The sequence below is a fragment of the Caballeronia catudaia genome (assembly GCF_001544755.2).
Lineage (GTDB): Bacteria > Pseudomonadota > Gammaproteobacteria > Burkholderiales > Burkholderiaceae > Caballeronia > Caballeronia catudaia.
The window spans coordinates 21,475-35,873 of sequence record NZ_FCOF02000024.1 but is presented as its reverse complement, the minus strand read 5'-3'; the positions used below and the strand labels follow the sequence as shown (position 1 = coordinate 35,873).

The window sequence follows — 14,399 nt, the reverse complement described above, 5'->3', positions numbered from 1 at the left end:
GGGCTCGCCCGTATCTTGTGCTCATCGCAAGCGTCCGCGCTCGCTTCTCTCCGAAGCGAGGCACGGCGCCATTCATCGGATTCGCAAGAGAGCGCACTATGTCGAGGGTATGCATTTTCGGAGGCGGGGCGATCGGCGGCTATCTGGCGGCGCATCTCGCGCGCGCCGGACGCTGCGACGTGAGTGTCGTCGCGCGAGGCAGGACGCTCGACGCCATCCGCCGCCACGGGTTGCGCGTCACGACCGCGAGCGAGACGTTCACGGCGCCCGTGCGCGCCACGTCCGACACACGCGAACTCGGCGTGCAGGACTACGTGTTCATCACGCTCAAGGCGCATCAGGTCGACGAAGCGCTCGAACAGATCGCGCCGCTGATCGGCCCGCGCACCACGGTGCTGCCGCCGACCACAGGCATTCCCTACTATTTCTTCCACGCGTTTCCCGGACCTTTCGACGGGCGGCAACTGCCCTCGCTCGATCGCGGCGGGCGTCAATGGCGCGCGATTCCGCCGCAGCAGGTGCTGGGCTGCGTCTACTGGATCGGTGCGCATGCGAGCGCGCCGGGCGTCATCGTGCAGGACGGCGCGAAGGCAGGCTGTCCGATCGGCGAGCTCGACGGCGGCGACTCGCCTCGCGTGCGCGCGTTGAGCGAATTGCTGAGCGCGAGCGGAATCGAGTCGAAGGTGAACAAAGACATCCGCGCCGCGATCTGGATGAAGTTCGTCAACAGTCTCGCGTTCAATCCCGTGGCGTTGCTGACGCAGGGCACTTTGGGCGAGATGGCGGAGGCGCGCGGCGTGCTCGACATCGTCCGGGCGATGATGACCGAAGCCGATGCCATTGCCGCGCAACTGGGGCTCGCGATCGGGCCGGCGCCCGACAGTCGCATCGCGCTGACCGTCGGTGCATCGAATCACAAGATGTCGATGCTGCAGGATCTGGAGGCGGGCCGTCCGCTCGAACTCGGACCGCTGAGCCGCTCGATTCGCGCGCTGCGCGATCTCGAAGACGTGGGCACCCCGGTTCTCGACGCCGTGCTCGCGATGGCGCAACTGCGCGCCGTCACGGCGGCGCATGCACTCAAAACACAGGAGCAACACGCATGACACACGCATCCACGACCGCCGCGACGCAAGACGACGACTTCCGACGCCCCCTCGCCGGCGTGAAGGTCGTCGAGGCGTGCAGCTATATTTCAGGTCCGTTCTGCGCGCAGATGCTGTCCGATCTCGGCGCCGAAGTCATCAAGGTCGAGCCGCCCACGGGCGATCCCTATCGCAATTTCGGTCATGGCTGGAAGGGTGTGGGTACGGTATGGACCAATGCGAATCGCGGCAAGCGCAGTGTCACGCTCGATCTCAAGTCCGCCGACGATCTCGCGAGATTCAAGACGCTCCTGCGCGACGCGGATCTGTATATCGAGAACTGGCGTCCGCATGTGTCGGCGTCGCTCGGGTTGAGCTTCGAGGCGGTGAGCGCGCTGAATCCGCGCATCGTTCAGCTTTCGATCACGGGGTACGGCGCGGACGGCGAACTCGCCGCCGAACCGGCGTTCGACGCGCTGATTCAGGGCCGCACCGGCCTACTCAGCTACGAAGCCGCGGGCGGCACGCCGCGCGCGACGAACACGTTCGTCGCCGACAAGGTTGCCGCGGTCTTCGCCGCGCAGATGGCGCTCTCGGGACTGATCGCGCGCGATCGTGGCCAGAAGGCGATTCATCTCGAGACCTCGATGCTCGACATGCTGTCCTACTACAACTTTCCGGACATGTTCCACAACCGCGCTTTCGTCGACGACACATCGCCCGGAACGCTCGCGCCGCAGCCGGTGCTTGCGACGAGCGACGGGTATCTCGTGATTTCGCCCGTGTCGGGCAAGCAATTGAGCCGCACGCTCGAAGCGCTCGGGCATCCCGAATGGAAAGACGAGTTGAAGAAGATCACCGACAAGCGCGATATGACTCATGCCTTTTTCGAGCGCATCGCGGCGCCGCTCAAAGAACGGACAACCGCGCATTGGCTCGCGCGGTTTCGCGAGCTCGATGTGCCGGCCGGTCCCGTCAACGTGCCCGATGCGCATCTGCACGATCCGCAGGTGCGGCACAACCAGTTGTATTCGCAACTCGAAACACCCGCGGGCGCGGTCCGGGCAATACGCTACCCGGCGCGCTTCAACGGGCACTTGTTCAAACCTCGCCAGGCCGCGCCCGCGCTCGGCGAAGGCAATGCCGAGTTGTTCGGCTCGTGAAGCAAACCGGCCGCCGCTCGCACCCGATACGGAGAAGCCCGTGCCCATCATCCTGAGTGGCGTCGACGGCATTCGTGCCTGTCTGGGCATTCATCTGGGTCACAGCGACTGGTTCGAGGTCGATCAGGCCGTGCTCGATCGCTTCGACGCGTGGACCGAAGACCGGACGGCGAGCGACAGCGGCGGCGCGAATCAGGCGTTCGTGCCGGGCAGCGTCTTGCTCGCCTTGCTGATTCCGATGCTTCAGCAGATCTACATGCTGGAGGACACGCTGAATGTCGCGCTTCACAAGATCGAGCAATTGCAGTTCGTCGCCCCCGTTCCGACGGGCTCGGGTCTGCGCGTCGGCGCAACGGTCAGGGCGGTTCAGCCGGCGGGCGATCACTGGCACCTGAATCTCGAATGCGCAATGGATTGCGACGTCCTGAGCGGACCGGTCATGCGTGCGAACGTGCTGTACCGGTTCCGCTCGGCGGTTGTTGCAGGCGTGCCAAACCTGTCGTTGTGCGCGCGGTGAACCAGCCACATGACATCAGTGAACTTAGTTTTCTAATGTAGCACTACCAATCAAAGTCTCGAAGATATGAGGCATGGAGACAGCAATGAAATATTGGAGATGGCCGTCGGCCGCCGCGGTTTTGTTCGTATCGGCGCAGGCGTCGGCGCAAAGCAACGTGTTGATTTACGGCATCATCGATTACGGTCTGAACTTCATCAACAATGCGCAGACCGCGACGCCCGGCGGACGCACGGGCAGTCATCAATACGCGATGAGCAGCAGCATCATGCAGGGCAACCGTCTGGGGTTTCGCGGCACCGAAGAACTCGGCGGCGGCTATCAGGCGATCTTCGTGTTGGAGAACGGCTTCGATATCGGCACGGGCGCGCTCGGTCAGGGCGGCAACATATTCGGCCGACAAGCGTATGTCGGTCTCGCGTCGCCATACGGCACCGTGACGATCGGCCGTCAGTACGACTCGGTTGTCGATTACATCGGGCCGATCACCGGCGCGGTGGGCAACGGCACTTACGCGCTGCACGGCAATGACATCAACAACTTCGGCAACACGTACCGGGTGAACAACGCCGTCAAATTCACCAGCAATACCTATGGCGGATTCAAGTTCGGCGGGCTGTACAGTTTCGGCGGTGTGGCGGGCTCGTTCGGCACGAACAGCATCTATTCGGCGGGCGCTTCCTATTCCAATGGCCCATTCACCGGCGCGGTGGCGTATCTGCGCGCCCGCGATCCGAACCGGTCATTCTTCGGCAACAACCCCAATAGTTCGGCCACCGCGAACAACCTCGGCGCGACGAGCGGCGTTCAGACGAACCCGGTGTATGGCGCATTTGCGTCGGCGGCGTATTACCAGGTAATGGGCGCCGCGATTCAATACGCGGTACAGAGTGTCATTGTCGGTTTCGACTATTCGCATATCACGTTCGGCGATTTGAACTCGCCTTCGTCGGGCAATCTCGCGCTGACCAATCCACGGGGTTATACGGGCAACGCCGCGTTCAACAGCTACAACGTGTTCGCGCGTTACGCGCTCACGCCGTTCCTCTGGCTGAACGGTTCGTACGACTATCTCGTGGGCGGTGCGATCGACGGCAAGGACAGCGCGAAGTACCACATGTTCAATGCGTCGGTCGACTACTTTCTCTCGAAACGCACCGACGTCTACTTCATGGCGAACTACCAGGTCGCATCCGGCGTGGATTCGACCGGACAAAGCGCCGTGGCGTCCTATCTGACGATCACGCCATCCAATACGCCGCATCAGGTCGTGCTGCGCGTGGGCGTGCGGCACCGGTTCTAGACCGCGATCGATAACGCGCTCTTCAACACATTGCGAGGAACGAATGAACATGCCCGAGACTACTGCTACATGCCCATTCGCCACGGAGCGCTTTCCGTGGCCGCGAGACAGCGCCGCGCCGCTGGCGCCGCCGAGCCAATACGCGACGTTGCGCGAGCGGGCTCCCGTCGTTCAGGTGAGTCTGTGGGACGGCAGCCTTGCGTGGCTCGTCACCGACATGGAGCATTTTCGCGAAGTCATGACGAGCCCGCACTTCAGCGCCTCGCCGCTGACGCCAGGCTTTCCGTTCATCTCGCCGTCACGGGCCGCGCAGTCGAAGTCGTACCAGACTTTCATCACGATGGACCCGCCCGAGCACGGCCAGTATCGCCGGACACTGACGAAGGAGTTCATGGCGAAGCGCATGCAGGAGTTGCGCCCGCTGGTCCAGCGTTCGCTCGATCGGCTTCTCGACGACATGGAGCGCCACGGCGCACCGGCCGACTTCATCGAGGCTGTCGCGTTACCGCTGCCGTCGCTCGTCATTTCGATCATGCTCGGCGTGCCTTATGAGGATCACGACAAGCTTCAGAAATGGAGCGGCGACCGGATGGATTTGTCGATCGCGCCCGAAGCATTGACGCAGTCGGCGAAGCATATGAATCAATACATCGGCGCGCTCTTGCTGAAGAAGGAGCGCGATCCCGGCGACGGCCTCGACCTGTTGAGCCGGATGGCGATCGAGTGGATCAATCCCGGCAAGGTATCGCACGCGGACGCCGTGCAGATGGCGACGCTTCTCTATCTCGCCGGACACGAGACGACCGCGAATCAGATCGGCCTCGGGCTGCTGAGCCTCTTTCAGCATCCGGAGCAACGCGCTGCATTGATGGCCGACACGTCGCTCGTCAAGGGCGCCGTCGAGGAAATGCTGCGCTTTCATTCGATCACGCACATGAACTCGAACCGGGTTGCGACGGAAGACGTCGTGATCGGCGGTCAGTTGATCCGCAAGGGCGAGGGCGTGCTGGCGCTGCTCCACGGAGCGAATCATGATCCGCTTGCGTTTCCCGAACCCGAAAGCTTCGACATACGCCGCGATACGAAAGACCAATCGCATGTCGCATTCTCGTTCGGCATTCACCAATGCCTCGGTCAGCCGCTTGCAAGGCTCGAACTTCAGGTGGTGTTCGAAACGATCTTCAAACGCTTTCCGCATCTCGAGCTTGCCGTATCCGAGGATGCGCTGCGTTACAAGGACAAGTCCTTCGTCTACGGATTGAAGGCATTGCCTGTCCGATGGTAGAGGGAGACCGCGATGAACAAGCATTCATTCGTGAAGCACCTGCGCGCAACGTTCGACGCGCTGATCGCGCTTCTTGCCACGTTGGCGATGGCGGCATAGGAGAAGTCAATGGATCGTAATCTTGCCGGAAAAGTTGCACTCGTCACGGGCGGCGGGTCGGGCATCGGACGGGCCACGGCGATCGCATTCGCCCGCAACGCTGCGGCCGTCGTCGTGGCGGACGCGGATGCAGCGCGTGGCGTCGAGGTCGTCAAGCTCATCGAAACGCAAGTCGACGCACGAGCGATGTTCATCCAGGTCGATGTCACCGATGCCGAGTCCGTCAAGGCCATGATGCGATCGGCTGTCGAGCGCTTCGGCGCGATCGACATGGCGTTCAACAATGCGGGCGTGCCTGATCGCGCCGCAAGCCTGCATGTCTCCACGCAGGAGAACTGGGACCGCGTGATGTCCGTGAACCTGGAAGGCGTCTGGCATTGCATGAAGGCCGAGCTCGATCACATGCTGATCGCGGGGAAGGGCGCGATCGTCAACAATGCGTCGCGCTCGGGTCTCGTCGGGGTGCCTTCCGATGGCGTCTACGGTGCGGCAAAACACGGTGTCGTGGGGCTGACGAAGGCGGCGGCAATCGAGTTCGCGGCGAGAGGCATTCGCATCAATGCGGTGTGTCCGGGGCTCGTCGACACGGCGCTTACGCGCGAGCGCTTCGGCGACGAACTGCTCGCGCGCGCGCAGACGGCCAATCCGCTCGGCCGCATGGCGCAACCCGAGGAAATCGCGGATGCCGTCGTGTGGCTGTGTTCCGATGCCGCATCGTTCGTCGTCGGCGTGGCGCTGCCCATCGACGGCGGCCAGACGGCGCGCTGAATGATTGCAACGGTTCAGACAAAGGGGCTATTTCGATGGCAAACGATACTTTCGCGCAGTCCTGTCCGATCGACAACGACACCTTCCCGTGGCCCCGTGCCGCGCAGTGCCCGCTGCATCCGCCGCCACGCTACGCGGTCGTTCGCGAGAGCGATCCGATCAAGCGCGTGAAAGCCTGGGACGGCAGCGACGTATGGGTCGTGACGAAGATGAAAGACTTCCGTGACGTACTGACGAGCCCTCATTTCAGCGCGTCGCCGGAGACACACGGATATCCTTCCGTGTCGCCCGCTCGCGCCGCGCAGTCGAGGTCCTATCAGACCTTCATCACGATGGATCCGCCGGAGCATGGTCAGTATCGGCGCACGCTGACGAAGGAATTCATGATGAAGCGCATCGATGAACTGCGGCCGTTCGTGCAAGAGACGCTCGATGCTTTGCTCCAGCAGATGATCGAAAAGGGAGCGCCCGCCGATTTCATTCAGGACGTTGCGCTGCCGCTGCCGTCGATGGTCATCTCCATCATGCTCGGCGTACCTTATCGAGATCACGCGCGGTTGCAGAGGTTGAGCAGCAATCGCATGAATCTCGACATCAGCCCGGAATTGCTCAGGCAGTCCGCTCAGGAGATGGAGCAATACATCGACGATCTCCTGCGCGAGAAGGAGCGCGATCCTGGCGAGGGCAACGATCTGTTGAGCCGTCTCGCGATCGAGTGGATCAATCCGGGGAAGCTGTCGCATGCAGACGCGGTGCAGATGGGCGCTTTGCTCTATCTCGCAGGACACGAAACGACCGCCAATCAGATTGGCCTCGGCCTGTTGAGCTTGCTGGAGGATCCGGTGCAAGTGGAGGCGCTGATCGCGGACCCTTCGCTCGTCAAGGGCGCGGTGGAGGAGATGCTGCGCTTTCACTCGATCACGCATATGAATTCCGCTCGCGTGGCTACCGCGGACGTCATGATCGGCGGCCAACTCATTCGCAAAGGAGAAGGCGTATTCGCGCCAGTGCAGGCGGCAAATCACGATCCCGACGCATTCCCGGAACCCGACCGTTTCGATATCCGCCGCGATAGCAAGAGCGCCTCTCATGTCGCGTTCTCGTTCGGTGTGCACCAGTGCCTGGGGCAACCGCTTGCACGCCTTGAACTGCAGGTCTTGTTCGAAACGTTGTTCAAGCGGCTGCCGACACTGCGTCTCGCGGTGCCGTTCGACGCGCTCGAGTTCAAGCGCAATGGCAATGTCTTCGGACTCGTTTCATTGCCAGTCGAGTGGTAGTTTCGATAGAAGGTAAGAGATGACGCAACCTGACCGAGCCATCCTCTGTGCAACGCTTACCTTGCGCAAATGCGACGAAGAGAACTTCGTCGCGTGGCATACGCGCGAGCATTTGCCCGAGCGCCTTGCGATTCCCGGATTCTTGCGTGGCCGGCGCTTCGAATGCACGGATGCCACGCGGTGCTATCTCATTCTCTATGACGTCGAATCTCTTTCCGTGCTGTCTCGGCCGGATTATCTTGATCGTCTGAACAATCCTACGATCTGGACTCGCGCCATCCTTCCGACCTTCCAGGATGGCCGCCGCGCAGCATACCGGTTGCTAGCGAAAGCCGGGAATGCCGAAGGGGCGTTTGTCATGATGGTCAGCGCGCGGCCCTCCGATGCTTTGGAATTGAAGAAAGAAATCACGCCGGAGTTGCTTGACGGCTGGTGCACACGGCCGGGCATCGCGCGGATTACTTTCGCGGAACCTGATCAGACCGCTTCAATGCATGTGACGGAAGAAAGTCGTCGAAGCGGCAATCGCTTCGCCGAGGAGTGGATTATTTTGGTGGAAGGGATCTCTGAAGAGCATCTTCGAGACTTCGCTCGCAATGAATTCACTGCTTCACGCTGCTACTCTTGGGGCCTGGCCGGACATGAATCTTGGAAGACCTACGGTTTGCAGGTGAGTGTCGCCGAGGTCTGATCAACACTGCGAACCGCAAGCTCGAGTCTGAGAACTGAAGCCTTGCACCAAGTTTGCCCGATTCAAAAATTAACACCATTCAGGAGACGACGGTGGAGAGATCAACATCGCGGGTGCGCCAGGCATCGCGGTGCCCGCCGGTTACCACGAGTCGGGAGCGCCCTTCGGGCTCGTTTTTGTTGTTGACGCGTGCATGTCACATGGATGCCACGCTTGAACATGCACGCACCGGGATTGAGATCCGGTGAACGCCACCGAAGATCGAACTGGCGGCGTCAGCGAAACATGACAGGTCGATGACTGTGAGATCGATTTCCGCCAGTTCGATGTGCGCCCCATGCGCAGCATCGGCCGCCCCGTTCATCTAATGGTGCGAGCCAAGGCCTAACGATTAACCAGCCGCGAGGGAAAGTAAAATACGGTCACGCTTCCGACGAGCATGCTTGCGGCGAGTATATAAAGGCCGATGCTTGTCGTGCCGGTGGCTTGCTTGATCCACCCGAGCATGTAGGGGCTGACGAAGCCGGCGAGGTTGCCGACTGAATTGACAAGCGCGATTCCCGCGGCGGCCGCGATGCCACCTAGCAGCGCCGGAGGCAGATTCCAGAACTGCGATACAACAGCGAGGACGCCCATCGTGCCGATCGTCAATCCGACTACGGCCATGACGGTGCTGTGCGGATACATCGCGGCAAGCGCAAGTCCGACTGCGGCAACTACACCGGGCAAGGCGAGATGCCACCGGCGCTCACGTGTTCGGTCCGAGTGCCGCCCGACAACGAACATCGCAATGACGGTCGCAGTGTAGGGAATGGCCGTGAGCCAGCCGACCCGAAGTGGATCGGAGACGCCCGTGTCCTTGATGATGGTCGGCATCCAGAACAGCACGCCATATTCGCCCATCAGGATAAAGGCGTACATCGCGCACAAGACCCAGGTGCGCAGTTCGGTGAACGCGCCGCGCAGCGAATGGACCTGAGTGTCCGGCGCCTCGCGTTCGAGATTCGTCTCCAGCAGTTGCTTCTCGGATTCAGTCAGCCATTTCGCGGAGCGGACATCGTTGCCCAATACAAAGAATACGGCTATGCCGAGCAGCACTGAGGGAAGAGCTTCGAGCAGAAACATCATCTGCCATCCGGACCATCCGCTGATGTTTGCAGACGCGTGCATGATCCAGCCGGATAGGGGACCGCCGAGCATGCCGGCAAGCGGGATTCCCCCGAGGAAGAGTGCAACGATGCTTCCGCGGCGTGACGGCGGATACCAGTACGTCAGATATAGCAGGATGCCAGGCAGAAAGCCGGCTTCCGCTACCCCTAGAAGGAACCGCATCACGTAAAACGCGGTCGGCGTTTTGACGAATACCATTGCCGCCGAAATGAGGCCCCACGTGATCATGATCCGCGCAATCCAGATCCTGGCGCCGACTTTGTGCATCACGATGTTGCTTGGAACTTCGAAGATCACGTAACCGATAAAGAATATGCCCGCCCCAAGCCCGTAGACCGTCTCACTGAACTTCAGTTGATCGAGCATTTGCAGCTTTGCGAAACCGACGTTCACGCGGTCGAGATATCCGGCCGTATAGCACAAGAGCAGAAAGGGAATGAGTCGCCACGACACCTTCGAATAGACGCGGCGCTCGTCCGGCGCTGCGTCCGCGTAAGGCATGGCGGTCATAGGGTTGATTGACATGTCTCGCTCCATGATAGGTTTTGCGGCCCTCTTCTCAGGCTTCTGTTCGCGCCACCGGACCTGAACGCGTCCGGTCCAGTGCGCACGCGTAGTATGCAAGAGCAGAAGGTGGCCGAGCCATTCTCGACTTGGCAACGCCGTCATCGCGATTGGACAACCAGAGGTGACGTTCGCTCCTTTAAACTGGCTTCGTAGGCTGGTCCAGTCAAACAAGGAGACGAGATGGAACTGACCAAACAACAGATTGCGGACTACCACCGTGACGGATTTATCGTAATTCCCAATTGCTTCAGCACCGAGGAAGTGCATGCGCTAAGGCGGGACACCGAACGTCTCAGCGCCATTCAGGCAGACTCGGTCTTTCGAGAGCGCACGGGCGCGATCCGCTCTATTTTTCGAGTGCACGAAGAAGACGGTCCGGTTGCCTCGCCGCAGTATCGGGCATTGACGCGCACACCGCGTATGCTGCGGCCCGTGATGCAGACCCTCGGCAGCGACGAGGTGTATATCGCCCACACGAAGGTGAACACCAAGTCGGCATTGGAGGGCACGGGCTGGCTCTGGCATCAGGACTTCGGCTACTGGGTACACGATGGTTACCCGGAGAACGACATGCTGACGGCCATGGTGATGCTCAGTGACACGCAGGAAATTCACGGCTCGTTGTACATGATCCCAGGCAGCCACAAGTTGGGTCTGGTGGAGCACTACTACGACGATAGCCAGGCTGCGTATCAGCTGCCTCAACGTGCAGTGCAGCGCGAACACATCAAGAAGATCCTGGAGACGTCCGGTGCGCCGGTGCCGGTCGTCGGCAGAGCTGGCACGCTCGTCCTGTTTCATTGCCTCACCATTCATGGCTCTGGCGTGAACATGTCGGCGGAAAACCGTTGGCAGGCGTACATCACTTACAACCGGGTTGCCAATCGTCCACGCGAGGTCGAAAAGCCTCGCGGCGACTTCGTGCGTTCGACGAACTGGGCTCCGGTTCCCATCGAAAGCGATGATGGAATCCTTAGCGCCGGCAAACGCTGTGAGGAACGCGAGACCTCGGTAGAGGGAAACTAACGTGAGAGCACAACATTTCATCGGCAATCAGTGGGTAGCGCCCGCGAATGACGAGACGATAGCCGTGGTGAACCCGTCTACCGGTCTGGAATTCGCTCGCATTGCGCGCGGCAATGCGGCCGACATCGATGCGGCAGTCAACGCAGCGCGCAAAGCCTTCGACACGGTCTGGCGGCGTATCGGCCCGGTCGAGCGCGGCCGCATTCTCTCGCGACTCGGACAACTCATCCTCGAAAACCACGAGTCGCTCACGCGGATCGAATCACAGGACACAGGCAAGCCACTCAAGCAGGCTGCGGCTGACATCACCGTATGCGCCCGGTACATGGAATTCTATGCTGGCGCCTGCGACAAACTGCATGGGCAGACCATTCCCTTCCTGCAGGGGCACACGGTATTAGCCGTTCGCGAACCGCACGGTGTGACCGGGCATATCATTCCCTGGAATTACCCGGCGGCAATGTTCGGCCGCAGCGTCGCCGCTTCGCTCGCCGCGGGCAACGCATGTGTCGTCAAGCCAGCCGAAGATGCGTGCCTCTCGTATCTCAAGCTGGCTGAACTGGCCGCGGAAGCGGGTTTGCCTGCCGGCGTGCTGAACATCGTGACGGGTTATGGCCGGGAGGCCGGTGCCGCACTTGCCGAACATCCGGGCATTGCGCATATTTCCTTCACGGGCTCGCCGGCCACCGGAACAGCCGTTGCGCAGGCGGCAGCCCGACATCATTGCCCGGTGACCCTCGAGCTTGGCGGCAAATCCCCGCAGATCGTTTTCGACGACGTCGATCTCGACGCGGCATTGCCGGTCATTCGAAATGCGATCGTGCAAAACAGCGGCCAGACGTGTTCGGCCGGCAGCCGACTGCTGGTTCATTCGTCGCGTTATGAGGAGGTCATCGAACGGCTCGCGCGCAGCTTCGAGGCTGTGACAGCCGGCCCTGCCGATGGGGATTACGACTGCGGACCGTTGATCAACGCGACCCAGCTCGACCGGGTGAAGACCTTCCTTGCGAGGGCCGATGCCGATAACATCGGCTTCGCCGCGATGGGCAAACTTGCGCCGGATGCCGCGCAAGGCGGCTACTTTCAGCCGCCTGTCCTGCTGCGCGACGTGCCGCACAAGCATACTTTGGCTCAGGATGAGGTGTTCGGACCCGTACTCGTCGCGATGCCGTTTGCAGACGAAGCAGAGGCCGTTCATCTCGCCAACGATACCGCTTTCGGGCTGGTTGCAGGAATCTGGACGCGTGACGGCGGCCGTCAAATGAGACTGGCTCACGCATTTCACGGAGGCCAGGTTTTCGTCAACTGCTACGGCGCCGGCGGGGGCATCGAGCTGCCATTCGGCGGTGTCAAGCAAAGCGGCTATGGTCGAGAAAAGGGCCTAGAGGGGCTGTTGAGCTTCACCACCCTGAAGACAATCACGCTTAACCACGGCTAGAGCGGCCAGTTGCGTACGCCGCGCTTGGTCATCGAAGTCAAGCCGCGTGCGCAATTGCCGAGACGCCGACGCAATATGGACCTGCATGCGGATCGACCTCGTAACGCTAAAAATTTTCCTGACGGTCATTGAGGAACGCAATTTCGCACGAGCGGCCGAACGTCACTTCATTGCGACGTCCGCCGTCAGTAAGCGGATCAGCGATCTCGAGGACGTTCTCGGCGTGCAGTTGCTCGAACGCCGCAACATGGGAGTTCGACCGACGCCCGCCGGGCTCGAACTCGTCACGCACGCGAAGGACATGATGCTGGTGATGGCCCGAATGCGCGCGCAGATGAGCGAATTCGGCGACGGCTCGAAGGGAGAAGTCCGGGTCTTTGCGAATAGCACTGCGATCGTCGGTTTCCTCGGCCCCACCATTCGTACGTTTCTGGAAGCCTACCCGCAGATCGACGTTCATCTGGAGGAGTGGAGCAGCCCGTTCATCGTTCGTGCGTTACGCGACGGGATCGCCGATCTGGGTGTCTTCTGGTCGGGCGTTTCGACAGCTGGACTGGTCGTGCATCCCTTCAGACGTTCGAACCTGGTTGCCGTGGTGCCGCTGCAGCACGCGCTGGCGGACCGCAGTGAAGTCTCGTTCGCTGAAACGCTGGACTACGATCTGATTGCTTTCCACGAGGGAAGTTTGATCTTCCGAATGATGCAGTCGTACGCGGCAGACCTTCAGCGCAAGCTGCGAATCCGTCTGCAGGTCACAAGCTTTGATGCAATGCGCACCATGGTGCGTTCCGGGATCGGCCTCGCAGTCATGTCGGACGTGACCGTGGGCCCGCCGGATGAGAGCTTCGGCTACAAGGTAGTCCCTATCACCGATGAATGGGCGAAGCTGGAAAGTCTGATCGGCTACCGTGACTTCAACGCGTTGCCGCGCTCCGCACAAAATTTTGTTCGCCATTTGCAACGTCCGTATCCACACCGGGCGCCGGAGGCCGGAGGCGCAATGGAACCGGGGAGATATCCACTTACATGAGCCATATCGTCTTTCTCGACAGCGCAACCTTGCCGGTGCGCGTACCGCGACCGCGCGTCTCCGACCGCTGGACTGAGCGGACAACTACCCGCGAACACGAGCTTATCGACGTTCTTGCCGATGCCGACATCGCGATCACGAACAAGGTGCCATTGCGTGCGGACACGCTGCGCCAACTTCCTCGACTCAAATACATCTGCGTTGCTGCAAGCGGGTACGACAGCGTGGACATAGCCTATTGTCGGGAACACGATGTCCAGGTCTCGAATGTGCCCGCATACGCTGCCTCCAGTGTGGCCGAGCACGTCATTGCCTGCATTTTCATGTTGCGAAGACACATGCTCTCTTACAGCCAGTTGGCTTCGTCGTCCGCGTGGACCGAATCGCCCGTATTCTGTGTTCACGACGCGCCCATCCGCGAGGTCCGTGGCGCCACACTCGGGCTGATCGGTTCAGGCGCGATAGGCAAGGAGGTCATGAGGATTGCGGTGGCGTTGGGCATGCGAGTACTGCTAAGCGAGCACAAAGGCCGCACCGAAATTCGGCCGGGCTATACCGCATTCGAACGCGTGCTTGCAACAAGCGATGTCATTTCCCTGCACTGCCCGTTGTCGCCCGATACGCAGGGCCTGATCGGCGAACGCGAACTTTCAATGATGCGTCGCACGGCGGTGCTGATCAATACCGCGCGAGGCGCGCTCGTCGATGAACGGGCACTCGAAGCAGCGCTGCTCAATCAAGTCATCGCTGGAGCTGCGTTGGACGTGTTGCAGGTCGAGCCTCCGCATCAACAACATCGTTTCGTCACCGGTCGGCCGGAAAACCTCTTGCTGACGCCCCATGTTGCGTGGGCAAGCGCGTCCACGGTCGAGGCGCTCGCGCTCGCTGTATGCGCGAACGTGGCGAGCTTTCTGGAGCAACGCACAGCGAACCGCGTGGCCTGAGACTCGCGACCATCGTATCGGTTCGCCCTCCAGGTG

13 protein-coding genes are annotated in these 14,399 nt (G+C 61.1%); 12 read left to right on the top strand and 1 reads right to left on the bottom strand.

Annotated elements, in window-relative coordinates:
- The first annotated feature begins 98 nt into the window (after positions 1-98).
- The 8 genes from AWB75_RS23090 to AWB75_RS23055 all read left to right on the top strand — a co-directional run bounded on the left by AWB75_RS23090 (position 99) and on the right by AWB75_RS23055 (position 8,188).
- Positions 99-1,106 carry a ketopantoate reductase family protein gene (locus AWB75_RS23090; RefSeq protein WP_061126368.1) on the top strand — a complete coding sequence of 336 codons (1,008 nt, stop codon included), beginning with the start codon at positions 99-101 and terminating at the stop codon, positions 1,104-1,106.
- Positions 1,103-2,248 carry a CaiB/BaiF CoA transferase family protein gene (locus tag AWB75_RS23085; RefSeq protein WP_061126367.1) on the top strand — a complete coding sequence of 382 codons (1,146 nt, stop codon included), beginning with the start codon at positions 1,103-1,105 and terminating at the stop codon, positions 2,246-2,248. Before AWB75_RS23090 ends, AWB75_RS23085 begins: the two co-directional genes overlap by 4 nt.
- Before the next feature lie 40 nt (positions 2,249-2,288).
- Positions 2,289-2,765, top strand: a complete 477-nt coding sequence (locus tag AWB75_RS38660; RefSeq protein ID WP_061126421.1) for a hotdog family protein — start codon at positions 2,289-2,291, stop codon at positions 2,763-2,765.
- An 85-nt stretch (positions 2,766-2,850) separates the two neighbouring features.
- Entirely contained in the window at positions 2,851-4,068 is a 1,218-nt protein-coding gene (locus tag AWB75_RS23075; RefSeq protein WP_061126366.1) for a porin, read from the top strand.
- Positions 4,069-4,111: 43 nt separating this feature from the next.
- Positions 4,112-5,353: a cytochrome P450 gene (locus AWB75_RS23070; RefSeq protein ID WP_061126365.1), complete on the top strand. Its 1,242-nt coding sequence runs from the start codon at positions 4,112-4,114 to the stop codon at positions 5,351-5,353.
- A gap of 108 nt (positions 5,354-5,461) precedes the next feature.
- Positions 5,462-6,220, top strand: a complete 759-nt coding sequence (locus AWB75_RS23065) for a glucose 1-dehydrogenase (RefSeq protein WP_061126364.1) — start codon at positions 5,462-5,464, stop codon at positions 6,218-6,220.
- Positions 6,221-6,255: 35 nt separating this feature from the next.
- Positions 6,256-7,497: a cytochrome P450 gene (locus tag AWB75_RS23060; protein ID WP_061126363.1), complete on the top strand. Its 1,242-nt coding sequence runs from the start codon at positions 6,256-6,258 to the stop codon at positions 7,495-7,497.
- A 19-nt stretch (positions 7,498-7,516) separates the two neighbouring features.
- Positions 7,517-8,188, top strand: a complete 672-nt coding sequence (locus AWB75_RS23055; RefSeq protein ID WP_061126362.1) for a DUF4286 family protein — start codon at positions 7,517-7,519, stop codon at positions 8,186-8,188.
- Positions 8,189-8,572: 384 nt separating this feature from the next.
- Here the strand turns inward: AWB75_RS23055 and AWB75_RS23050 are convergent, their stop codons facing one another.
- Positions 8,573-9,868, bottom strand: a complete 1,296-nt coding sequence (locus tag AWB75_RS23050) for an MFS transporter (RefSeq protein ID WP_235012205.1) — start codon at positions 9,866-9,868, stop codon at positions 8,573-8,575.
- A gap of 237 nt (positions 9,869-10,105) precedes the next feature.
- Here AWB75_RS23050 and AWB75_RS23045 point away from each other — a divergent pair, with 237 nt between their 5' ends.
- The 4 genes from AWB75_RS23045 to AWB75_RS23030 all read left to right on the top strand — a co-directional run bounded on the left by AWB75_RS23045 (position 10,106) and on the right by AWB75_RS23030 (position 14,363).
- Positions 10,106-10,951, top strand: a complete 846-nt coding sequence (locus AWB75_RS23045; RefSeq protein WP_061126361.1) for a phytanoyl-CoA dioxygenase family protein — start codon at positions 10,106-10,108, stop codon at positions 10,949-10,951.
- Between the two features lies 1 nt (position 10,952).
- Positions 10,953-12,389 (top strand): aldehyde dehydrogenase family protein, encoded by a 1,437-nt coding sequence (locus AWB75_RS23040; RefSeq protein ID WP_061126360.1) that lies wholly within the window; start codon positions 10,953-10,955, stop codon positions 12,387-12,389.
- Positions 12,390-12,474: 85 nt separating this feature from the next.
- Positions 12,475-13,419, top strand: a complete 945-nt coding sequence (locus AWB75_RS23035) for a LysR family transcriptional regulator (RefSeq protein ID WP_061126359.1) — start codon at positions 12,475-12,477, stop codon at positions 13,417-13,419.
- On the top strand, positions 13,416-14,363 hold the full coding sequence (locus AWB75_RS23030; protein ID WP_061126358.1) for a D-2-hydroxyacid dehydrogenase: 948 nt from the start codon (positions 13,416-13,418) through the stop codon (positions 14,361-14,363). Before AWB75_RS23035 ends, AWB75_RS23030 begins: the two co-directional genes overlap by 4 nt.
- The last annotated feature ends 36 nt before the right edge of the window (positions 14,364-14,399 follow it).